Genomic DNA, 19,331 nt, shown 5'->3' with positions numbered 1-19,331 from the left:
TTGCCGTGGTCATGCTTTTTTCTCCCACCGGAGCTTCGCCTCAGCGTTCGCCAAGCCGTCCGTGCTGATGAGGTGATAGGAGGTATCCCCATCAACTCGCACCGCTGAGTCGACCATCGTGCCGTACGCCACCTCACGCGCGTACTTAATGTCGGCTTCCACCAGCTTGTGGGTCAGCAGAAACGCCTCGCCGAGGACGTCTTCCATCCACTCCATGTAGTGCGCATTATTGACGTGACCGTTACCGTCGATATCGAAATACCGCACGCGGTAGGCTGCGGTTTTGGTGAATTCAGACTGCTTAACCAGCCGCGGGAACCGCTCGACCTTGCTGTCGAAGTGCGCCCCGACTTTTTCGGCAAACGCCGGAATGATCGGGATGATCTTGCGCGTTGCCAGATCCATCATCACCCAAGCCCCGCGCATCGTCACGAGGCGATTACCTGCGTCATCGGCCAACCAGTACTCACGGTAGGTCATCAGCTTGTTGTAAGACGTGGCCTCAGTGCCGGCCACCAAATGCTCATCGATCCGCGGCATCCGCGTGACGTCGATGTGGTACTGGGTGATCACCCAGCCGGCGCCGTGCTTGGCCAGCCCTGCGATCCCGGCACCGACCTGGTCCAGCTGGTTCTCCGAGACCAGCAGCATGATGTTGGCCATGTTGGCCAAGCTCAGGTTGCCAGTTTGCGTGCCAAGAAAAAAAGGCACCGTTAATGCTTCTGTATACGTCATTCTGACTCCTCGATCCCGTGAAATTCGTTGTACACCTGTTGGCGCTTGAGGCCATTCGCCTTCGCCACCGCCTTGATGGCGTCGTTAGGCCGCGCCCCGGCAGTAATTTTGGCTTGGACCTGAGCCTTCAGCGGCAGCGTGGAGACTGCGGCCGGCTTCGGCGCACCGGGCGCGACGATGATCACAAACTCACCGCGGGCGCTGGCCTCCGCGTAGTCGATCAGCTCAGTGAGCGAGCCGCGAATGAACTCCTCGAACTTTTTGGTCAGCTCACGGGCCAGGACTGCCTGGCGCTCGCCGAAAACCGCCTGCATGGCGCGCAGGGTCTTGGCTACGCGGTACGGTGATTCGTAGAACAGGACCGCTTCGGGCTGGTCGGCTAAACCCTCAAGCGCGGCCGTTTGCTCGCTGGCCTTACGCGGCAGAAAGCCGTAGAACAAGAACGGCTGCGGCGTGATGCCGCTTGCGATCAGCGCCGTCAGCGCCGCGTTGGCCCCGGGCAGCGGGACCACTGGAATGCCCGCCTCAATGGCAGCTTTGACCAGTTCCTTGCCGGGATCGGAAATCGACGGCATCCCCGCGTCTGACACCTGCGCGATCGCCTCACCGTTTTGCAGCCGGGCGAGCAGTTCGGGGATCCGGGCCTGGGTGTTGTGCTCATGGAAGCTGATCTGCTTGGTCTTAATGTCAAAGTGATTAAGCAGCTTCTGGGTGTTGCGCGTGTCCTCCGCCGCGATCAGATCAACGGCCTGAAGCGTCTTGACGGCGCGAAAAGTCATATCGTCCAAGTTGCCAATCGGCGTGGGCACTAGGTACAGCGTGCCCGTCTCGTGCGGCGCAAAGCTCGCCATTTGTCGGGCGGTCATCAGTGCTCACCATAAATGATGTCGAGGCAAAAGGCACACGGCTCATCATCCACCCGGCGTTGGCCGTACATGTAAGGGCAAACGTGAAAACCCTCGTTGTACAAGCTTTCCAGGTTGGCCTTGGACTTACTCAGCTCAGTGGCCCCCGTCGACGCAGCGTGCCCATCTTCCAGCGCGGCCAGGTGCTCGCGGAGGTGCTTATTCTCCATTTCCAGCTCGGCGTTGCGCGCCAAGGCCTTAGCCACGTCGGCGCTCAGCCCGGTCACCCGCGTGAGCAGTGCCTGCGCCTCGCGCTCGAGCTGCATGAAGTTGTCGTACAGGTCCTTTTTCTCCACAAGATCACCCTTCTAAAAGTTGTAACACCAGTGCCTCAACGGCAGCTTGGAACGTCACGTTCTGACTCAGCCTGATCGAAGCGTTCAAGACCGCAGCCAGCCCGGTGGCCAGCTGCTTGCTGGTGGCTTCAGCCAGCGCCAAAATGGCCAGGTCGTTGCCAAACGCGCGCGGCGCCTGGATGTGGTAGTGCTGATTAAGCGCATCGGCGTAGGCCAGGCCCAGCAGCGCCAGTGTTTGCGTCTGCTCAGGCAGGGTCTTCGCCAGCGGCAGCAGCGTGGTTTGCACCGCCACAAACGCGGTCGCGTCTTTTTTACTCAGCTGATTGACCAGCTGAAGCACCGCCGCCGTGCGTTTGGCGAACTGCTCATCAGTCGCAAGGGCCAACGCCGCCGCGGGGTCGGCAGTCAGGCTTGCGGCGATCGTGGCCAGCCGTTCATCCGCCCCCTTGGCGACCAGCGCATCCCGCACCCCGCTGACCGGCGGCGTTTTGAAATTGATCACCTGCGCCCGCGAACGAATGGTGGGCAGCAGTTGATTCTTCGCCGTGGTCGTCAAAATGATGGTCATGCCCGGCACCGGCTCTTCGTAGTACTTCAGCAGGCTGTTTTCTGCCCCCGCCGTCAGCCGCTCGGCGCCTTCGATCACGAAGACGCGGCGATTGCCTTCCACGCCGGTCTTGCTCATTTCCTGCCGCATCGCGCGCACGTCGTCCACCTTGATGCTTTTCGCGTCGGGATTCAGCCACACCACGTCCGGGTGGTTGCCGGACATGACGCGCCGGCATTCCGCACACTCACCGCACGGCCGGCCATCCTTCGGGGCAAGGCAAAGCAGGCGCATCGCGAGCCACTGCGCGAGCGCCGCCTTGCCGGTCCCTGCCGCCCCGGCGAAAATGTACGCCGCGCTCAGATTGCCGGCGCCGATGATCTGGCTGAACTGGCGTACCAGCGTCGGCTGCAGCTGTTCGATCGTACTCATCAGAACTGGTGGAAAGCATCCACCGGCAGGACGAAGACGGTCGCACCACCGACTTGCACCTCAACAGGATAAGCCATAGACGCGTCCGAGGTGGCATCCAAGTTGACCGGTGGGGTCATGAATTGGCGCCTGGTCTGAGCGGATTCCTTGATGATCTGCAAGACTTCCTCAACGCGTTCGTCCTCGACCCCAATAATGAAGGTCGTGTTACCGGACTTCAGAAAGCCGCCAGTTGAACTCAACTTGGTGGCCCGGATGTTCGCGTCGATGAACTCACTGGACAGCAGGTTTGAATCCTTGTCCTGAACGATTGCCATGATCAACTTCATAAGCCATTCCTCCTGTGAAAAGGCTGCACGGCTGAGCCGCGACTTTCTACTGCCAACTATCACCTAAATGAGCGGCTAACACTTTAGCACACGCGGCGACGACTTGCTCAAGCGGCTGACTGGCATCGACGGTTTTGATCCGCGCAGGCTCGGCCTTAGCCAGCTTCAAGTACGCCGCACGCACCCGCTGATGGAAGGCCAAGCTTTCGCGATCAAGCCGATCGTACTGCCGCGAGGCCTGGTGTGCTTGAATGCGAGCCAGGCCCGCCGCACTGTCGATGTCCAAGTAAACGGTCAACTCCGGCCCCTGCCCACCGGTGGCAAAGTGGTTCATCGCCAGTACCGCTTCTTCGCCAATCTGGCGGCCGCCGCCTTGGTACGCAACAGAAGAATCCACAAACCGGTCGCAGATGACCAAGGCGCCGGCGGCCAGTGCTGGATCGATCACTTCGATCAGGTGCTGACGGCGCGAGGCCGCGTACAGCAGCGCCTCGGTGCGCGGATCCATTGCCACGTTGGCGGGATCCAGAATCAGCGTTCGGATCTTTTCAGAAATATCGGCACCGCCAGGCTCGCGGGTCAGCGTCACGGGCATCGCCACGTGTTTCTCAACAATTGGGATCAGCGCGCTCAGCACACTAGTTTTCCCTGCCCCATCCGGGCCCTCGAACGTAATGAATCTCCCTGCCACTGCCTTCAACTCTTTCATCTGTTAATGGTTCTAGTTTACTTGAAAAGCGGCGCGAATTAAACCATTCCCCCCGCCATTCAAAAAAGAACCCGGTCCGGCCGGGTCCTTACTGATTCTGTTCGATCGAAATGGCGGCCATTTCCGCGACGATCTCGCCGGCCACGTGGCGCTCGCGGGCTTCGCGATGAAGAAAATCAAACAGCGCCTTCTGTAGGTCCAGCTGGGCCTTGGTCACCTCGTCGACCTCCCGAAAAGAGGCCATCAGTTTGCGCTGACTGGCCATCCGGTCCCGGACCTGATAGATCTCCTCCATCAGGGCCCGGTCGGCCTCGTTCTTGATACTCGGTTTGCGCTTGCGAAAAAACATGGCACTGCCCCCTTACAGTTCGGTGCGGCCCTCGACGGCCTTCAGCAAGGTCATCTGGTCGGCATACTCAATGTCCGAGCCCACGGCCAAACCGTGCGCCAGCCGGGTCACCTTGATCTTCGCCGGCTTGATCAGGCGCGCCAAATACTGCGCCGTAGCCTCACCTTCCGGGGTGGCATTGGTGGCCACGATGACTTCTTTGACCTCCGGATGCGTCTGTAGCCGCTTGATCAGGCTTTCGATGTTGAGGTCTTCCGGGCCTTTGCCTTCGATGGGACTCAGCACCCCGTGAAGCACGTGGTACAGGCCGCGGTAATCGTTGGTCCGATCGATACTCATGACGTCCTTGGGCTGCTCGACCACCAGGATCGTGCTTTGGTCGCGCGTTTTGTCCTGACAGATCTCGCAGGGGTCGTCGTCGGTAATGTTCCCGCAAATACTGCAGTAGTGCAGCTCGGTCTTGGCGGCAGTTAACGCCTGGGCAAAGCTGGCCACGTCATCCTTATTCATGTCGATGGTGTAAAACGCCAGCCGCGTGGCCGTCTTGGCACCGATGCCGGGCAGGCGCATATAGCTGTCGATCAGTTTTTCAATCGGTTGTGGATATTGCATGGCCCCTCCTACCGCGGCAGACCCTGGGTGTACTTACCCATCTTCTGCTGGGTCGCCTCATCGACCTTCTTCAACCCAGCGTTGACCGCTTCAAGCACCAAGTCCTGAAGCATATCGGGATCATCGGGGTCGATGGCTTCTGGCTTGATTTGGATGTCTTTCATCGTCTTGTCGCCGCCAAACGTCACCGTCACCATGTCCGAAGCCGAAGTGGCCGTGAAGTCGGTGCTGTTCAACTCTTCCTGGGCCTTGGTCATTTCCTTTTGCAGCTTCTGCATCTGCTTCATCATCCCGGCCATATTCCCGCCACGCATCATATCAATCACGCTTTCTAGTCATTTTTGACTTCAATATTAGGTTCTTTACCAAATAGGTCTGTGATCGGCTTGACCACCGGCGACTCCTCAGCCGCCTTCGGTTGGGCAGGCTTGGGGGCCCCGTGCTCGATCAGGTACTGTTTGCGCACCTGCGGCCACTGCTGTTCCTGCACCAAGACGACCTGCCGCGGGCCGCCCATCAGCTTGCTGAGGTTGGCGGCCAGCCCCGTCATCAAAGCGGTATCGCCATTGGCCCGCTCGATCAGGATGTCATAGGCAAAACTGACGATCACCCCGCCCGGGCTAGCGGCGACCGGCTTGGAGATTTTCATCATCGCCTGATCCGGTACGGACAGCATCGACAGCAGGTCCGGCCAGACGTCCTTGACGGCTTCCAGGTCCTTCTTGGTCGCCGCGCCCAGGATCGGGTAAATCTGTTCCTTATGGATCTTCAGCCCCTTGCGCGGCTTGGCCGCGGCCTTTGCCGGCGCAGGCGCTGGGATTCCGGACTGCTCAAGGGTCGCCAGCGCTTTTTGAAGCTTGGCGACCGTTTGCGCCAGCTGCTTGACCTCGGCGCTTTCCGCCGGTGCGGCCTGCTCTGCCAGCGGCTGACCCAGTTGAACTGTCGCCACTTCCAAGTACAACGCGGGACTGTTGGTCAGCCGCAGCTGGCCCTGGGTGGTGTTCAGCACCGCGATCATGTGGTAGAGCTGGGCCGGTTGAAACTGCTCAGTCAGGCCCTTGAAGTGCGCATCCTGCAGCGCGCTGGCCGTATCGTTGACCAAAGCTGGCGCCTGCTGATAAACGAGCAGGTCGCGCAGGTAGCCGATCAGGTCGTCGATCAGGTGCCCCGCGTCTTTACCCGACGCCAGGAGCTGTTCGATGGTCGTCAGCGCCGCGGCGGTGTCGTGCGCCGCCACATGCTGGAGATACTCGCCAAGCTGAGCCGCCGCCGCGCCGCCCGTCACGTCCAGCGCATTGTCAACGGTGACGTGATCCTGGCCGAACGCCAGCACTTGGTCCAGGATGGACAGCGCATCGCGCATGCCCCCTTCCGCCGCCTTGGCAATGACCATTAGGGCCTGATCATCATAGGTGATCTGCTTGTCATCCAAGATGAACTGCATCCGCTTAACGATGTCGGCGCTCGTGATGCGGCGAAAATCAAACCGCTGTGTCCGGCTGATGATCGTTGCTGGGATCTTCTGCGGCTCCGTCGTCGCCAGAATGAAAACGACGTGGGCCGGCGGTTCCTCCAAGGTTTTCAAAAGCGCGTTAAACGCGCCTGTCGACAGCATGTGAACTTCATCGATGATGTAGACCTTGACCGTGCCCTCGGTCGGCGCGTACTTCGCCTTGTCGCGGATGTCGCGGATCTCGTCGACCCCGTTGTTAGAGGCCGCATCGATCTCGATCACGTCAGTCAGGCTACCGTTATTGATCGCCACGCAGAGATCGCAGGTGTTGTCCGGCTCCCCATCGGTTAGGTGGCGGCAGTTGAGCGCCTTGGCCAGGATCTTGGCCACACTCGTCTTCCCTGTCCCCCGCGGCCCGCAAAAGAGGTAGGCGTGGCTGGTTTGATGCTCGATCAGGGCATTTTTGAGCGTGGTCGTGATGGCGTCTTGGCCGATCACGTCCTTGAACTGCTGGGGCCGAAAGACCCGGTATAGCGCTTGATAAGCCACGCGTCCTCATCCTTTCTAACTGTTCTAGTTTAACATATGAAGGCTGCGAAGCGGGGCGCTTTTAGCGGGATGGCCAGCCTAGGTGGCGGCATTGCCGTCGGGCCTTGACGGCGAGGCCGCTACCGTAGCTGGCCACTCCCGCGTTGCCCCGCGGAGCGCAACTAAGGCCGCGAAGTGAGGCGAACTTAGCCTGACAGCTTGCCTAGGCAGCGGCATTGCCGCCGCTTTTTGGCGGCGAGGCGGCGGCCGTAGCAAGCTGCTCAGACGTTGCCTCACTGAGCGCAACTAAAGGCTGCGGAGGGCTCGCGCATTTAGGGGGACATCTAGCCGCTACGCATGTCAGACTGTACGCCGTAAACGGCTACAGTCTGAGCATATCCTAACGCATTGCCGGCGCTCTTTGCCGGCGAGGCGTTGGGCGTAGCTAGATGCTCACCCGTTGCGAGCCCGGAGCGCAACTGAAGGCTGCGAAGCGGGGCGCTTTTAGCGGGATGGCCAGCCTAGGTGGCGGCATTGCCGTCGGGCCTTGACGGCGAGGCCGCTACCGTAGCTGGCCACTCCCGCGTTGCCTCGCGAAGCGCAACTAAGGCTGCGGAGTGAGGCGAACTTAGCCTGACAGCTTGCCTAGGCAGCGGCATTGCCGCCGCTTTTTGGCGGCGAGGCTGCTGCCGTAGCAAGCTGCTCAGGCGTTGCCTCACTGAGCGCAACTACAGGCTGCGAAGCACTGGCGTACCTAGCCCGACAGCTAGCCTAGCTTGGGGCATTGCCAGTGCACTTTGCTGGCGAGGCCCCGAGCGTAGCTAGATGCTCGGGCGTTGCCAGTGCGGAGCGCAACTACAGGCTGTAAAGCAGGCCAAACCGCCATAAATCCTCGCGGCTCTTCATTTCACGTTGTCCCACCCCTGGCGAAGTGCTACGCTTTGACAGATTAGAATTGGAGGAGAAAGATGTTTCATTACTTTGCTCGTCACCCCTGGCGCGTCGCCCTGGCCATCAGCCTCAGCGTGGCCGCAGCAGCGGTACTAGTGGCTTACTCTTATGTTCTGCAGCTGATTACTGACATCGCAACCGGGCGCGTGAACCTCACCTTTACTCTCGCCGTACCCCTCATTTTGGGGTACCTAGTGATCCAGGCCGTCACGGATTCGGCCAGCGAGTATGTTAACGAGGCGCTGCCCCTACGCCTAGGCGATGAGCTGCGGCGCGATTTATTCCACCATGACTTGACGCTGCGGCCGAACGTATTTGGCAAGCAAGCGGTCGGCAATTACGTCACCCAGCTCACCAAGCAAGTCGACATTGTCACCAGCAGTTACTTTCACGTCATCCTGCGCGCCTTCTACCTGCTGATGCTCTTGATCTTCGCCGCGGCTGGCACCTTGCTCATCGACCCTGTGATCACCTTGGCCGTCGTGCTGCTGAGCGTGCCGGCGCTGGTCTTTCCGTTCCTGGTCAAAAAGGCGCTGGAACATGCTAAAGACGACGTCGTGGCCGCTATCGAGCGCTACACCAGCCGGGTCACCGATGCCCTGAGCGGCTTCACCACCATTGCCCACGCGCTGGCGCAGCCGCCTTTTTTTCGGCTGCACCAAACCGCCAGCGCGGACGTGCGGCGGACCTCAACGCATGAGCAGCAGGTGCAAAAAATCACCAGCGGTATGGCCGATTTTCTGGGCGACGTGATGTACCTGGGCACTTGGCTGGTCGGCGCCTATTTTGTCCGCCAAGGACAGATCACGCTGGGCCAACTGGTCGCCTTTTCTCAGCTAGCCAGCTTCTTCAATTGGCCGATGGCGCAGTTGACGGCGATGCTGGCAGAGTTCTACGGGGCACGTAAGGTCGCCAGCCAGCTGGCCGCCATGACCCAAGAGGCTGCACCAACCGCTGCCCAGGCCGCGCCCGCGACGCTGCCGATGACCAGCCCGCTGATCTCAGCGCACCAGGCGAGCTACCAAGACGTGCTCCAGGACATTGATCTGGCGCTTGAGCCAAACCGCAAGTACCTGCTGGTTGGGGCCAGTGGGAGCGGCAAAACCACCCTGATGCGCCTGCTGCTTGGTGAGCTGAACCCGACTGCCGGGCAGGTCACCCTGAGTAATCAGCCCGCGGCGCAGTTAGCCCCGGCAGCCGTCTTCGGCCTGATCGGCGAACTCGAGCAGCAGGCCGACATTTTTTCCGGGACGGTACGCGATAATGTCACGCTGTTCAGCACAGACTACGCGGACGGGCAGGTCGAAGCCGCCCTGCGTCAGGCTGGCATGAGCGACTGGCTTGCGGCGCACGATTTGGACACCGTGGTCGACCGCACCAGTCCTCTGCTCTCAGGTGGAGAAAAGCAGCGCGTCGCCTTGGCTCGCCTGCTGCTGCGCCGCTACCAGTTCATGGTGCTGGACGAAATGACCACGGGGCTTGACCCGAAGATCGCCGATCGGCTCCAGGCAGACATTTTTGCCATGAAGCAAGGCTTTGTCATGATCACCCACCAGTACAATGCCGCCACCTTCAAGAAGGCGGACCGGATTTTCGTTATGCAAGACGGCCACATCGTAGCGGCTGGCACCCAGCGCGATCCCGCCGTTGCCTCGGCCCTTGATCAACTGGCACTGAACTGATTGCCCACCACCGCTGCGCACAGAAAAAGGACGCACCCACTGGGTACGTCCTTGTTTATTTGCTCAAAAACTTAAGGCACATGGCAAACCATCCTTAGTGCTGCTTCCTTCCGGACCTGACACAATTCGAAAGGCTGCCATTGCCTCAAGGCCTTTCGGCAAAATTCATTATACCTGTTTGTTCAGGCTTTGACCAGTCCGCTTGGCGGCCTTACGTTTCTCCCGGATCGCCCGGAAGAAGTCGGCCAGCATGGCGCCGCATTCCCGCGCCTTAAGCCCGCCCACCACCTGCACCTGGTGGTTAAAGCGCGTGTCGCTGAGCAGATCGACCAGCGAGCCGGCCGCGCCGGCCTTGGGGTCCATAGCCCCGAAGAAGCAGCGGCGCACGCGCGCGTTGATCATCGCCCCGACACACATGGGGCAGGGCTCTAGCGTGACGTACAGATCGCAGTCTTCCAGACGCCAGCTGCCAAGGGTCATGCAGGCCTCCTGAATCGCCAGGATCTCCGCGTGCAGCGTACTGTCTTGCGCGTGTTCGCGTAAATTGTGGCCGCGCCCGATGATCCGACCGTTTTTGACCACAACGGCGCCGATGGGCACTTCACCGATCACCGCGGCGGCCCGCGCCTCGGCCAAGGCCGCGTTCATAAAGTCTTCGGATGTCAGTTCAGCCATGGCCCCTCCTTACTTAGTCGCCCGCAGGATGTAATAGCCGTGTTCCATCTTGATTTTCTCTGCGGTGGCGAACGTTTCCTGCATCAGCTTCAGGGCCGATGGCGCGCCCTGCTTTTTCTGGATCACGCAGAACAGCTGACCGCCTGGCACTAAGTGGTCAAATGCTCCGGCCAGAATTGCCGAGACGGTGGCTTTCCCAGCGCGGATCGGCGGGTTGGTCACGATCACGCCAAACTGCCCGTCAATATGCTCGTACACCGACGATTCGACCACCGTCACATTGGTGATCTGATTGGCCTCGGCGTTGCGCTTGGCCAGCGCCAGTGCCCGCTCGTTGACGTCCGACATCGTGACCTGCCGCGCAGGGAAGCGCTTGGCCAACGCGAGCCCGATCGGCCCGTAGCCGCAGCCGACATCCAAAAGTGCGCCTGCCGGCAGCGCCGGCTGGGTAGCGACAGTCTCGATCAGCACGCGACTGCCGAAGTCGATCGTGTGTTTTGAGAAGACCCCGTTGTCAGCAGTGAACTGCAGGCGCTGGCCCGCCAGGTCATAGGAAAAAGTCTGCTCATCGTGCGGTAAATCTGGATCATTCGTATAGTAATGGCTCATCATGATTTCCTTTCGTTGCAGCGCCGCTAGTCCAAGATCCCGGTGCTAGGTCGTGCGGGGCGCGAACTCTTTAAGATAACAATAGCGTTATTCGGCGTCGTTTACATCCCCTGTTCGATTCCTTACAATTATCTCATACGGAGGATCCTCATGAAATCATTCAAAAAAATGTTGCCTGTTCTCGCGGTATTGCTTGTTGCCGGCCTTGGTGGCTGCCGCAGTCAGACTGGCGGTAGCGGCAAAGGCCCAGCTAGTTCAACCGCCAGCAGCAAAAACCTGCCTGGGCCGACCATCACGACGCCGAATACCTTATTTAGGTCGACTGGTGGCAAGGTCAAGCTCACCTTCACGCTGTCCAACAACGCCAAGTTCACCCTGAAAGACCGCGATCATCAGGATCAGGTCCTGGTCCGCGGCGAAGGCACTGGCAAGGTCACAACAGTGAACGGCGCCATTGACGAAGGCGAACTGGTGTTAACGGCAACGCTTAACGGTAAGACCCAAACCAAGGTCCTGACCGTCCTCCCTGAGGCGAGTGAAACTTCACGGATCCTTCAAACCAACAAAATGGGCCTCGGTGCAAATAATGCGTACGGGCTGCGCGTGACGCAGATCACCCACCAGCTGAACGCCGCCGGGCAGAAACTAGTTGAAGCCGGCAAACTACCCAAAAATCTCTGCGTTCAGATCACGGTCGAATACGCGAACTTTACGGATCAGGCAGGGTTCATGCCCGCCCCGAGCCAGTTTACGATCACCGGGCCGTTTCTTGCCCCGGCCACCGTTTTAGCCAACCAGCAGGGCACCGCCAAGCTGGCCCCAGGCGGGTATGCCAGCACCACCTTCTGGGCCTATTTTGGCAACGCCGGCATCGTCGTGGGCAAAGGGATCGACCTGCAGCTGGAGTACCGCGGACCGGGGATGACCGACCCGCTGCTGTTTGCCGCGACAACCGACTAGCACAATTGAAAAAGCGCGTTGGCCACTGTCATCTCTGACATTGTCCAACGCGCTTTAACGTTAATTGAGCAACAATTACTTGAGGGTAACGGTTGCGCCAACGGCTTCAAGCTGTTCCTTGAGCTTGTTGGCTTCGTCTTCGGTAACGTCTTCCTTGATGTTGGAAGGAGCGGCATCAACCAGACCCTTCGCATCCTTCAGGCCAAGGCCAGTGATGGTGCGAACTTCCTTGATAACCTTAACCTTTTCCTGGCCGGCTTCGGTCAGTTCAACGGTGAAGGAATCCTTTGCATCAGCGGCATCGTCGCCACCAGCAGCACCGGCAGCTGCAACAGGGGCAGCAGCGGTAACGCCGAATTCATCTTCAATTGCTTTAACGAGGTCGTTCAGTTCAAGGATGGAAGCATCCTTCAACTGGTCGACAATAGCCTTTGTATCTAAAGCCATGTTTGTTTCCTCCAATTTATATTGTTTTGATAACGGATCGGTCAGGCAGCCACAGCCGCATTACGCAGCTGGTTCTGCATCCTTGCTTTCGGCAACGGCCTTGACGGCGTATGCGACGTTGCGCACTGGGGCCTGCAGAACAGACAGCAGCATCGACAGCATCCCATCGCGGTCTGGCAGCTTGGACAGTTCTGTGATCTGTTCCAGGCTGGCAACCTTGCCTTCGATGATCCCGCCTTTAACAACGAGGGCATCGAACTGCTTAGCGAACTTGGTCATGATGCGCGCCGGGGCAACGGCATCGTCGTTCGAGAACGCGATGGCGGTTGGGCCAGTGAACACTTCGTCAAGTCCTTCGTAGCCAGTTGCGTCAGCGGCACGGCGGAGGTAGGTGTTCTTGATGACTTCCATCTTGACACCGGCATCACGCAGCTCCTTGCGCAGCGCAGTTACTTCATCAACGGTCAAGCCGCGGTAGTTAACAACAACAGCGCTTTTTGCAGCCTTGAACTGCTCAACGATGCCATCAACGACCTTAGCTTTTGCAGCGATAATTGATTCACTCATAGATTTTTCACCTCCTGTAGTTTGGTTGAAGTTTTTCGAAAAAAAAACTCCATGTCTACCAAGACATAGAGGTATCTAACGTACTGATACCACCTCGGCAGGATATTAAGGCTTGCGCCACCTGAGTCTTAGGCAGAGTGAATTATCACAACGAGGAGCATATCATGAACGACCCCCGGCGTCAAGGAAGACCGTCAAATTCCTTCCGCCGACGCTCGCTCTCACCAAATGAACCAGACCAAAAACGTGTCCCCCACCGGTGGCAGGAGACACGCTATGCGCTTAGCGGCTTGATTCCTTCGGCTCCAGCCGCCGCTGGACAAACCCGAGCACCAAATCGGCGATGATCGCCATCAGCGCAGTCGGCAGCGCGCCGGCCAGGATGATGGCACCACCGTTAGTCGCGTTCGTCCCGCGCACGATGATGTCGCCCAGCCCGCCGGCCCCCACAAAGGCGCCGATGGCGGTGATCCCGATGGCGACCACTAACGCATTCCGGATCCCGGCCATGATCACACTCATCGAAAGGGGAATTTCGACCATGTAAAGCCGCTGAAACGAGGTCATGCCCATCCCCTTGGCGGAATCGATCACCGTGGGGTCGACATTGACCATGCCAGTGTACGTGTTTTTAATGATCGGCAGCAGTGAGTACAGAAACACGGTCACGACCACCGTGTTGACCCCCAGCCCAAGCCCCAGCATGATGATGGACAGCATCGCCAGACTCGGGATGGTCTGGATCACGTTGGCGATCCCGATCACCGTGCTGGACAGCTTGCGGTTGCGGGCGATCACCAGCCCAACGGGAATACCGATCACGGCGGCGATCAACACCCCGTATATGGAAATGAGAAAATGCCGGGTGAACTGACTGAGCACGTAGCTCCCGTTGGTCGTCAAATAGTACCAGAACTGCTGAAAAGTCCCCATGTCTGCCATCAGTCTTCACCTCCTCTGAAATAGTTGTGTTTAACCAGAAACTCCTGGGCCACGACCGCCGGCTCTTTGAGCTGGTCGTCCACTTGGTAATTCAGCTCCTGCATCGCGGCCACGCTGATTTTCCCGTCAAGGCGATGCAAGACCGGGGCCAGTTTGGGGTACTTTTTTAGCAGACTGTCGTTGACCACCAAAGAGGCGTCATACGGCGGGAAAAAGTGCTTATCGTCCTTCAGCACCGTCAAGTCATAAGAGTGGATCCGGCCATCGGTAGAGTAACCCAATACGGTCTGCATCTTTCCCGCCGCCACCGCGTCGTACACCAACCCGATCTGCATCGGGTAAACCCGCTTGAAGTCGTAGCCGTACGTAGTCGTAAAGTCCGCGTAACCGTCGCCCTTGCGATTCATCCAGGACGAATCAACGCCGGCGGCCATGCTTGGGGCTAGCGACTTGAGCTGACTGATAGTCGCCACGTGATGCTGCGCGGCAAACTGGTTGGTCACCATGAAGGCGTATGTATCCGCAAACCCGTAAGTCGGAAACCACGTCTGGTGGAACTTCTGTTTGAACACCCGCTTGACGATCGCGCCGGCCTTCTTGGGGTCCTTTTCTACCGGCAGGTTCAGCGTCCCCGTCAGATCTGTGCCAGTGTAGCGGGTCGCGGCAATGTCGGCATCCCCGCGCAGCAGCGCCTGATGCGTCACCGTGGTGGAGCCGAGATTGGCCACCAGCGTCGTGGGGTAGCCGAGCTCGTGGTTGATCAGCTCGGCCAGCATGTTGGCCATGACCGAGCTTTCTGTCGCGCTCATCGCCGCGATCTTGATCGTGCCGCGATCGGTCCCGGCGATGCCGGGAAATCCACAGCCCGCCAGCGCGAATAGCAATACCCCCACCGCCAGGATCAGTTTGGTCAGTCTTTTCATTGTGCGGCCTCCTTCCGGCTGGTCCGCGGGGTGAGCCGCTTCTCCAGCCTGCCGAGAAGCCAGTCAACCGCCAGGGCCAGGATCGTCACCGGCACCGTCCCACCGATGATCAGCGCCGGCTGAAACAGGTTCAGGCCGCTGAAGATCAGATCACCCAGGCCGCCCGCCCCGATGTAGGAGGCCAGGGTCGCCCAGGCAATGACATACACCGCCGACAGTCGGATCCCGGCCATGATCACCGGCATCGCCATGGGCAGTTCCACCTGCACGATGGATTGCACCGGCGTCATGCCCATGCCCTTGGCCGCGTCCTTCAAAACCGGGGAGACGTCCTGCATCCCGATGTAGGTGTTGCGCAGGATCGGCAGCAGGGAGTAAATAAACAGCGCCACAATGGCCGGTACCTGGCCTATGCCAAACAGTGGGATCATCAGCGCCAGCAGCGCTAGGCTGGGCACGGTTTGGAGCATCGACGCGAGGGCAATCACCACTTTCGCCGTCTTTGGCAGCCGGGTCAGCACGACCCCCAGCGGCACGGCCACGAGGATCCCGAGCCCCAGCGAAATCGCCGAGATGTACAGCTGTTCCCAGGTTTTGACCAGCAGTTCGGCGCCGTGTTGGGCCAAGAAGTCACCCATGCCGCTCACCTCCCGCCTGAGGCTGGTGGTCCGGCCCGGCCTCGGTCTCATCGTGATCGGCGTTTTCACCCCAGATCGTGTCATACACCATGTCGACCAAGGCGGAGCGGGTGACAATGCCCTTCAGCTTGTTTTCCGCGTCCACCACCGGCACGTACTTCAGCCCCCGCTTCAAAATCCGGTCGACCGAATCACGCAGCAGGGCGGATTCATGCACGTAAAAGAGCTTTGTTTGCATAATATCACTGACCGCCGTGGACTGGGCGTACTGGCGCGTGAGGGATTCGATGTCGATAAAACCCTTCAAGTAGTTGTTGTCGTCGACGACCAGCAGTGTATCAACGCGCCGATCACGCATCAGTTGAATGGCCTCGTGCAGCGACTTGCCCGGCGTGATGGCCACTGGGTTTTTCAGCATGATCGCTCCCACCGTCGTCACGTCGGCTCGGGCCTGGATCAGACGTTCTTCGCCGATCAGCTCGCGCACGAACGCGGTGGCCGGGTGCTGCAACAACGCCGTGGGGGTGGCCGTCTGGATAATGTGTCCGGCGTCCATCACCACGATCTTAGTGGCCAGCTTGAGCGCCTCGTCCATGTCGTGGGTCACGAACACAACGGTTTTGCCAAGCTCCTGCTGCAGGTGCTTGACCAGCTCCTGGAGACTCTCACGCGTAATGGGGTCGAGTGCCCCGAACGGCTCGTCCATTAGGATCAGATCCTGGTTGGCCGCCAGCGCCCGGATCACCCCGATGCGCTGCTGCTGACCGCCGGAGAGCTCGGCCGGGTAGCGATCCAGAAAACTTTCCGGCAGCTCGACCATTTTGATCAGCTCTTCCGCTTTGGCCCGTCGCTTAGCCTCTGGCCACTTCAACAGTTTGGGGACCAGCGTAATGTTCTCGTAAAGCGTCATGTGGGGCATCAAGCCGACGTTTTGGATCACGTAGCCGATGCGGCGCCGGAGTGCGACCGGGTCCTGCTGGTGAATGTCCTTGCCCTTAAACAGGATCGTGCCGCCGGTCGGTTCAAGCATGCGGTTGATCATGCGCATCGTCGTGGTTTTCCCCGACCCTGAAGTGCCAATCAGGCAGACGAAATCGCCGCGATCGATGGTGAGGTTAATGTGCTCAACCGCAACGTTGCCGCCGCGGTAAATCTTATTCACGTCCTGATACTGGACGATCGGTTCCTCCTCGTTGGTCATTTGCATCCTCCCCTTTTTCCGATTTGTACACATTTACCATATCATAAACATTTTCCCGCATCGCTTACATTGCATCCCAAACCCTGGCTGTGCGCCGGTTTCAGCAGATTTGACACCGCCCGCTTTCAGAAAAGTTTGACACCGTGAGTAGTGACTTTTCCTACTCGGGCTGATAGCGCCAGAGCTACGCGTCTACCTAAGTGCGCGAACGCTGCGCACCTTAACTGGGCTTCGAGTCCGCAACGCGGGAGCATCTAACTACGCTGCAAGCCTCGCCGCCAAAGTACGGCGGCAATGCTTACAGCTAGGTTAGCTGTCCCGCTAAGTGCGCAGACTCTGCGCACCTTTCTAATCGGGTTTCGGGTTCGCAACGCGGCAGTGGCTAGCTACGGTGAGGGCCTCGCCGGCAATACCCTCACCTACGCTACCCATCCCGCTAAGTACGCGAACCCTGCACACCTTAACTGGGCTACGAGTCCGCAACGCGGAAGCATCTAACTACGCTGTAAGCCTCGCCGCCAAAGTACGGCGGCAATGCTTATAGCTAGGTTAGCTGTCCCGCTAAGTGCGCAGACTCTGCGCACCTTGGATAAAAAAAGCGCCACCTCCAAGGAGGTGACGCGTCATTTGATTAATTTAGAACGCTGCAACGTCAACTTTGACCCCAGGGCCAAAGGTTGAGGTGAGCGTGAGGCTCTGAATGTACGTCCCTTTGGTTGAAGCAGGACGAGCCTTGACGATGACATCGTTCAGCGCCTTGAAGTTCTCAATGAGCTTCGCGTCGTCAAACGATACCTTGCCGATCGGGGCGTGGACGATACCAGCCTTGTCGGCACGGTAAGCCACCTGCCCGGCCTTGACGTCGTTGACCGCCTTAGCGGTGTCCATCGTCACGGTCCCGGTCTTCGGGTTAGGCATCAAGCCCTTAGGCCCGAGGACCCGGCCCAAACGACCAACTTTGGCCATCATCGGCGGTGTCGCAACGGCAACGTCGAAGTCGAGCCAGCCGTCTTGAACCTTCTGGACCAAATCGTCGGAGCCGACAACATCGGCACCGGCATCCTTAGCAGCCTGTGCCTGTGGGCCTTCAGCGAAGACGATCACACGCTGAGTCTTACCAGTCCCGTTTGGCAGCACGAGGGCGCCACGGATCTGCTGATCAGCCTGCTTAACGTCAATGTTCAGGTTGTAAGCCACTTCGACGGTTGCGTCGAACTTGGCAAAATCGATCTTCTTGACCAATGCAACTGCATCTTCAGGGGTGTATGCCTTGGTGGCATCAACCTGCTTGGCAGCGTCTTGGTACTTCTTTGCTTTCTTAGCCATACTGGAATTTTCCTCCTTGCAAATGTGGTCAGCGGGCCTAAGCCCTTCCACTTGATTCATTCAGCTTTCGCTGAAGATCCGGACATGCATTAGTCTTCGACTTCGAAGCCCATGGAACGTGCTGTCCCTTCAACCATGCGCATCGCAGCTTCTACGTCTGCGGCGTTAAGGTCTTGCATCTTCGTTTCCGCGATCTGCTTCACTTGGTCCTTGGTAACCTTCGCAACCTTTTTGGTGTTCGGTTCGCCAGAGCCGTGCTCTACGCCAGCGGCCTTCTTCAGAAGAACCGCTGCCGGCGGGGTCTTGGTGACGAAGTCAAAGGAACGATCTTCGTACACGGTGATGACAACTGGAATCAGCATCCCATTTTGGTCTGCCGTCCGTGCGTTGAAATCCTTGGTGAAGCCCATGATGTTGATCCCAGCTTGACCCAGTGCAGGGCCAACAGGCGGAGCTGGAGTTGCTTTGCCCCCAGGGATCTGGAGTTTAACGATGTTTGCTACTTTTTTAGCCACGAAACATAACCTCCTTAAGTCCGTGATGTGGTCATGATGGGCAAGGTAATTTTGCCCTCCCACGCGTATGCCAAAACATACTCGACTAAATTACCACGACTACCGCTTAAAAGCAAGTGAAATCAGCGCTGGCGCCAAAAAGCGGAGGCCTGCGCCGCCGCCTTTGAGATGAGCTGCTTACAGCTTATCGACCTGGTCATAGTCCAAGTCAGCACCCACTTCACGTTCGAACATGTTGATGGTGACCTTCATCTTCTGCTTGTCCGGATCGTTCGCGGTGATCTTGCCCTTCATCCCGGCAAACGCACCGGCGATGATCGTAATGGTCTCACCCACATCAAAGGACAGGTTCGAGTGGGTCGTCGCCATCCCTTGCGAGTGCAAGATCGTGGCCACTTCCTCGGGCATCAGCGGGTTCGGCTTGGAGCCGCCGCCGTGAGAGCCGACGAAGCCCGTGACGCCAGGCGTGTTACGAACGACAAACCAAGATTCGTCCGTCATGACCATCTCGACCAAAACGTAGCCGGGGAAGACCTTCTCCATCTTGATCTTGTCCTTGCCGTCCTTCTTCTCGTGCTCTTCTTCTTCAGGCACGATCACTTGGAAGATGTAGTTTTCCATGTTCATCGAAGTGACCCGGGACTCCAGGTTTGCCTTGACCTTATTTTCGTAACCGGAGTACGTGTGCAGCACGTACCAGAGCTTCTCAGCTGATTCAGCCATTGTTTTTCTCCTTTTTGATGACAAATAAAAAACCGTCGCCCGGGGGCTTCGGTTTTTGCGCTGTTCCCAGTATACGCTAGGATCAGGGGTAATTTCAAGATTAAAAGATGAACGCTTTGAGGGCCAGCAGGATGACCCAGTCGGCCAGCGCAAAGTACAGCGCAAACAGCAGTGAAGTGATGATGACAGTCGTGGTATCGCGCCGCGTTTCCTTGGCGGTTGGCCAAGTGACCAACGTCATCTCATGAATCACACTCTTGATAAACTTCATCGCCGT

Annotated in this window: 24 protein-coding genes, 1 other RNA gene and 1 other annotated feature; of the genes, 2 read left to right on the top strand and 23 right to left on the bottom strand. The window is 58.7% G+C overall.

Annotated elements, in window-relative coordinates:
• Window positions 1–9: 9 nt before the first annotated feature.
• The 10 genes from EKM85_RS02615 to dnaX form a co-directional block, all read right to left on the bottom strand.
• The gene (locus EKM85_RS02615; RefSeq protein ID WP_125584713.1) at window positions 10–735 is read right to left on the bottom strand and encodes an acyl-[acyl-carrier-protein] thioesterase; all 726 of its coding nucleotides are present in this window, start codon (window positions 733–735) and stop codon (window positions 10–12) included.
• Window positions 732–1,601, bottom strand: coding sequence for a 16S rRNA (cytidine(1402)-2'-O)-methyltransferase (rsmI, locus tag EKM85_RS02610; RefSeq protein ID WP_225418922.1), 870 nt, complete (start codon window positions 1,599–1,601; stop codon window positions 732–734). Before rsmI ends, EKM85_RS02615 begins: the two co-directional genes overlap by 4 nt.
• The gene (locus EKM85_RS02605) at window positions 1,601–1,936 is read right to left on the bottom strand and encodes a DNA replication initiation control protein YabA (protein ID WP_125584712.1); all 336 of its coding nucleotides are present in this window, start codon (window positions 1,934–1,936) and stop codon (window positions 1,601–1,603) included. The genes rsmI and EKM85_RS02605 overlap by 1 nt, the downstream gene beginning before the upstream one ends.
• A gap of 4 nt (window positions 1,937–1,940) precedes the next feature.
• Window positions 1,941–2,915 carry a DNA polymerase III subunit delta' gene (gene holB / locus EKM85_RS02600; protein WP_125584711.1) on the bottom strand — a complete coding sequence of 325 codons (975 nt, stop codon included), beginning with the start codon at window positions 2,913–2,915 and terminating at the stop codon, window positions 1,941–1,943.
• Window positions 2,915–3,244, bottom strand: a complete 330-nt coding sequence (locus EKM85_RS02595) for a cyclic-di-AMP receptor (protein WP_125584710.1) — start codon at window positions 3,242–3,244, stop codon at window positions 2,915–2,917. Before EKM85_RS02595 ends, holB begins: the two co-directional genes overlap by 1 nt.
• Window positions 3,245–3,290: 46 nt before the next feature.
• A complete protein-coding gene (gene tmk, locus EKM85_RS02590; protein WP_125584709.1) occupies window positions 3,291–3,935 on the bottom strand; it encodes a dTMP kinase in 645 nt (214 codons plus the stop codon).
• Between the two features lie 106 nt (window positions 3,936–4,041).
• Window positions 4,042–4,302, bottom strand: a complete 261-nt coding sequence (locus EKM85_RS02585) for a YaaL family protein (RefSeq protein WP_125584708.1) — start codon at window positions 4,300–4,302, stop codon at window positions 4,042–4,044.
• A 12-nt stretch (window positions 4,303–4,314) separates the two neighbouring features.
• Window positions 4,315–4,914, bottom strand: a complete 600-nt coding sequence (gene recR / locus EKM85_RS02580; protein WP_125584707.1) for a recombination mediator RecR — start codon at window positions 4,912–4,914, stop codon at window positions 4,315–4,317.
• An 8-nt stretch (window positions 4,915–4,922) separates the two neighbouring features.
• A complete protein-coding gene (locus EKM85_RS02575) occupies window positions 4,923–5,228 on the bottom strand; it encodes a YbaB/EbfC family nucleoid-associated protein (protein ID WP_164510638.1) in 306 nt (101 codons plus the stop codon).
• A gap of 17 nt (window positions 5,229–5,245) precedes the next feature.
• Window positions 5,246–6,916 (bottom strand): DNA polymerase III subunit gamma/tau, encoded by a 1,671-nt coding sequence (gene dnaX / locus EKM85_RS02570; protein WP_125584706.1) that lies wholly within the window; start codon window positions 6,914–6,916, stop codon window positions 5,246–5,248.
• A gap of 947 nt (window positions 6,917–7,863) precedes the next feature.
• On the opposite strand from dnaX, the gene EKM85_RS02565 reads away from it, so the two are divergent.
• Window positions 7,864–9,528 carry an ABC transporter ATP-binding protein gene (locus tag EKM85_RS02565; protein ID WP_125584705.1) on the top strand — a complete coding sequence of 555 codons (1,665 nt, stop codon included), beginning with the start codon at window positions 7,864–7,866 and terminating at the stop codon, window positions 9,526–9,528.
• A gap of 65 nt (window positions 9,529–9,593) precedes the next feature.
• Here the strand turns inward: EKM85_RS02565 and ffs are convergent.
• From ffs to EKM85_RS02550, 3 genes are all read right to left on the bottom strand, one after another.
• Window positions 9,594–9,680: signal recognition particle sRNA small type (gene ffs / locus EKM85_RS02560), an RNA gene on the bottom strand.
• Between the two features lie 16 nt (window positions 9,681–9,696).
• Window positions 9,697–10,203 carry a tRNA adenosine(34) deaminase TadA gene (tadA, locus tag EKM85_RS02555; RefSeq protein WP_125584704.1) on the bottom strand — a complete coding sequence of 169 codons (507 nt, stop codon included), beginning with the start codon at window positions 10,201–10,203 and terminating at the stop codon, window positions 9,697–9,699.
• A gap of 9 nt (window positions 10,204–10,212) precedes the next feature.
• Window positions 10,213–10,812 carry a class I SAM-dependent methyltransferase gene (locus EKM85_RS02550; protein WP_125584703.1) on the bottom strand — a complete coding sequence of 200 codons (600 nt, stop codon included), beginning with the start codon at window positions 10,810–10,812 and terminating at the stop codon, window positions 10,213–10,215.
• Between the two features lie 150 nt (window positions 10,813–10,962).
• Between EKM85_RS02550 and EKM85_RS02545 the strand changes: the two genes are divergently transcribed.
• On the top strand, window positions 10,963–11,772 hold the full coding sequence (locus tag EKM85_RS02545; protein WP_125584702.1) for a hypothetical protein: 810 nt from the start codon (window positions 10,963–10,965) through the stop codon (window positions 11,770–11,772).
• A gap of 75 nt (window positions 11,773–11,847) precedes the next feature.
• Here the strand turns inward: EKM85_RS02545 and rplL are convergent, their stop codons facing one another.
• The 10 genes from rplL to secE all read right to left on the bottom strand — a co-directional run bounded on the left by rplL (window position 11,848) and on the right by secE (window position 19,325).
• On the bottom strand, window positions 11,848–12,219 hold the full coding sequence (rplL, locus tag EKM85_RS02540; RefSeq protein WP_125584701.1) for a 50S ribosomal protein L7/L12: 372 nt from the start codon (window positions 12,217–12,219) through the stop codon (window positions 11,848–11,850).
• Window positions 12,220–12,279: 60 nt separating this feature from the next.
• On the bottom strand, window positions 12,280–12,786 hold the full coding sequence (gene rplJ, locus EKM85_RS02535) for a 50S ribosomal protein L10 (protein WP_125584700.1): 507 nt from the start codon (window positions 12,784–12,786) through the stop codon (window positions 12,280–12,282).
• 32 nt (window positions 12,787–12,818) lie between these two features.
• Window positions 12,819–12,937: a sequence feature (ribosomal protein L10 leader region), on the bottom strand.
• A gap of 131 nt (window positions 12,938–13,068) precedes the next feature.
• The gene (locus EKM85_RS02530) at window positions 13,069–13,728 is read right to left on the bottom strand and encodes an ABC transporter permease (protein WP_125584699.1); all 660 of its coding nucleotides are present in this window, start codon (window positions 13,726–13,728) and stop codon (window positions 13,069–13,071) included.
• The gene (locus EKM85_RS02525; RefSeq protein WP_125584698.1) at window positions 13,728–14,651 is read right to left on the bottom strand and encodes an osmoprotectant ABC transporter substrate-binding protein; all 924 of its coding nucleotides are present in this window, start codon (window positions 14,649–14,651) and stop codon (window positions 13,728–13,730) included. Before EKM85_RS02525 ends, EKM85_RS02530 begins: the two co-directional genes overlap by 1 nt.
• On the bottom strand, window positions 14,648–15,289 hold the full coding sequence (locus EKM85_RS02520; RefSeq protein WP_125584697.1) for an ABC transporter permease: 642 nt from the start codon (window positions 15,287–15,289) through the stop codon (window positions 14,648–14,650). Before EKM85_RS02520 ends, EKM85_RS02525 begins: the two co-directional genes overlap by 4 nt.
• Complete coding sequence (locus EKM85_RS02515; RefSeq protein ID WP_125584696.1) at window positions 15,282–16,490, bottom strand: betaine/proline/choline family ABC transporter ATP-binding protein; 1,209 nt, start codon at window positions 16,488–16,490, stop codon at window positions 15,282–15,284. Before EKM85_RS02515 ends, EKM85_RS02520 begins: the two co-directional genes overlap by 8 nt.
• A 636-nt stretch (window positions 16,491–17,126) precedes the next feature.
• Window positions 17,127–17,816, bottom strand: a complete 690-nt coding sequence (gene rplA / locus EKM85_RS02510) for a 50S ribosomal protein L1 (protein WP_125584695.1) — start codon at window positions 17,814–17,816, stop codon at window positions 17,127–17,129.
• Between the two features lie 89 nt (window positions 17,817–17,905).
• Entirely contained in the window at window positions 17,906–18,331 is a 426-nt protein-coding gene (rplK, locus tag EKM85_RS02505) for a 50S ribosomal protein L11 (RefSeq protein WP_054662385.1), read from the bottom strand.
• A gap of 177 nt (window positions 18,332–18,508) precedes the next feature.
• Window positions 18,509–19,054, bottom strand: a complete 546-nt coding sequence (nusG, locus tag EKM85_RS02500; protein WP_125584694.1) for a transcription termination/antitermination protein NusG — start codon at window positions 19,052–19,054, stop codon at window positions 18,509–18,511.
• Window positions 19,055–19,154: 100 nt separating this feature from the next.
• Complete coding sequence (secE, locus tag EKM85_RS02495; RefSeq protein WP_125584693.1) at window positions 19,155–19,325, bottom strand: preprotein translocase subunit SecE; 171 nt, start codon at window positions 19,323–19,325, stop codon at window positions 19,155–19,157.
• Window positions 19,326–19,331 lie beyond the last annotated feature (6 nt).

The organism is Lacticaseibacillus jixianensis (assembly GCF_003946485.1).
GTDB lineage: Bacteria > Bacillota > Bacilli > Lactobacillales > Lactobacillaceae > Lacticaseibacillus > Lacticaseibacillus jixianensis.
Note: the sequence above shows the minus strand (reverse complement) of the source record. Positions and strands in the feature narration are given on the sequence as shown.

Excerpts from the sequence above, each read along its gene's own strand:
- EKM85_RS02615 (WP_125584713.1), bottom strand. The coding sequence starts at position 735 with ATGACGTATACAGAAGCATTAACGGTGCCTTTTTTTCTTGGCACGCAA.
- rsmI (WP_225418922.1), bottom strand. The coding sequence starts at position 1,601 with ATGACCGCCCGACAAATGGCGAGCTTTGCGCCGCACGAGACGGGCACG.
- holB (WP_125584711.1), bottom strand. The coding sequence starts at position 2,915 with ATGAGTACGATCGAACAGCTGCAGCCGACGCTGGTACGCCAGTTCAGC.
- EKM85_RS02595 (WP_125584710.1), bottom strand. The coding sequence starts at position 3,244 with ATGAAGTTGATCATGGCAATCGTTCAGGACAAGGATTCAAACCTGCTG.
- EKM85_RS02585 (WP_125584708.1), bottom strand. The coding sequence starts at position 4,302 with ATGTTTTTTCGCAAGCGCAAACCGAGTATCAAGAACGAGGCCGACCGG.
- recR (WP_125584707.1), bottom strand. The coding sequence starts at position 4,914 with ATGCAATATCCACAACCGATTGAAAAACTGATCGACAGCTATATGCGC.
- EKM85_RS02575 (WP_164510638.1), bottom strand. The coding sequence starts at position 5,228 with ATGCGTGGCGGGAATATGGCCGGGATGATGAAGCAGATGCAGAAGCTG.
- EKM85_RS02565 (WP_125584705.1), top strand. The coding sequence starts at position 7,864 with ATGTTTCATTACTTTGCTCGTCACCCCTGGCGCGTCGCCCTGGCCATC.
- tadA (WP_125584704.1), bottom strand. The coding sequence starts at position 10,203 with ATGGCTGAACTGACATCCGAAGACTTTATGAACGCGGCCTTGGCCGAG.
- EKM85_RS02550 (WP_125584703.1), bottom strand. The coding sequence starts at position 10,812 with ATGAGCCATTACTATACGAATGATCCAGATTTACCGCACGATGAGCAG.
- EKM85_RS02545 (WP_125584702.1), top strand. The coding sequence starts at position 10,963 with ATGAAATCATTCAAAAAAATGTTGCCTGTTCTCGCGGTATTGCTTGTT.
- rplL (WP_125584701.1), bottom strand. The coding sequence starts at position 12,219 with ATGGCTTTAGATACAAAGGCTATTGTCGACCAGTTGAAGGATGCTTCC.
- rplJ (WP_125584700.1), bottom strand. The coding sequence starts at position 12,786 with ATGAGTGAATCAATTATCGCTGCAAAAGCTAAGGTCGTTGATGGCATC.
- EKM85_RS02530 (WP_125584699.1), bottom strand. The coding sequence starts at position 13,728 with ATGGCAGACATGGGGACTTTTCAGCAGTTCTGGTACTATTTGACGACC.
- EKM85_RS02525 (WP_125584698.1), bottom strand. The coding sequence starts at position 14,651 with ATGAAAAGACTGACCAAACTGATCCTGGCGGTGGGGGTATTGCTATTC.
- EKM85_RS02520 (WP_125584697.1), bottom strand. The coding sequence starts at position 15,289 with ATGGGTGACTTCTTGGCCCAACACGGCGCCGAACTGCTGGTCAAAACC.
- EKM85_RS02515 (WP_125584696.1), bottom strand. The coding sequence starts at position 16,490 with ATGACCAACGAGGAGGAACCGATCGTCCAGTATCAGGACGTGAATAAG.
- rplA (WP_125584695.1), bottom strand. The coding sequence starts at position 17,816 with ATGGCTAAGAAAGCAAAGAAGTACCAAGACGCTGCCAAGCAGGTTGAT.
- nusG (WP_125584694.1), bottom strand. The coding sequence starts at position 19,054 with ATGGCTGAATCAGCTGAGAAGCTCTGGTACGTGCTGCACACGTACTCC.
- secE (WP_125584693.1), bottom strand. The coding sequence starts at position 19,325 with ATGAAGTTTATCAAGAGTGTGATTCATGAGATGACGTTGGTCACTTGG.